Source organism: Allochromatium palmeri, from assembly GCF_009720725.1.
Taxonomy (GTDB): domain Bacteria; phylum Pseudomonadota; class Gammaproteobacteria; order Chromatiales; family Chromatiaceae; genus Thermochromatium; species Thermochromatium palmeri.
The window spans coordinates 1-323 of the sequence record NZ_WNKT01000191.1; the positions used below are offsets into that span (position 1 = coordinate 1).

The 323-nt window shown below is 69.0% G+C and carries 1 protein-coding gene; it reads right to left on the bottom strand.

The window, feature by feature from the left end; genetic code table 11:
• The coding region (locus tag GJ668_RS20045; protein ID WP_155451824.1) for a DUF11 domain-containing protein at positions 1-323 on the bottom strand (323 nt) is incomplete at both ends.

A 323-nucleotide genomic window follows, 5' to 3' on the forward strand; every position in this document is an offset into this window, starting at 1 on the left:
GCGCGCCCGCCCGTGGCCAGGGCGCCCAGTGTCCAGACACCGGTGGCGCTGTCATAGGTGCCCACGCTCGGGGTTGCGGCCACATAGCTGTAGCCGCTCGGCAGGGGCTCGATGACGCGAACCTCGGTGGCATTCGCCGGTCCCTGGTTGTGCACCCTGAGGGTGAAGGTCACGACGTCGCCGACCGTCGGGGTGGGTTCATCCACGCTCTTGGTCAACACCAAATCGGCCGTGCTCGCCGGCGGTGCCTCGACCGGCACCGGCGTTACGGTATCGGTGTTGTCATCGGGATTGGGATCCGGCTCGCGGGCGCTGACCGTGGC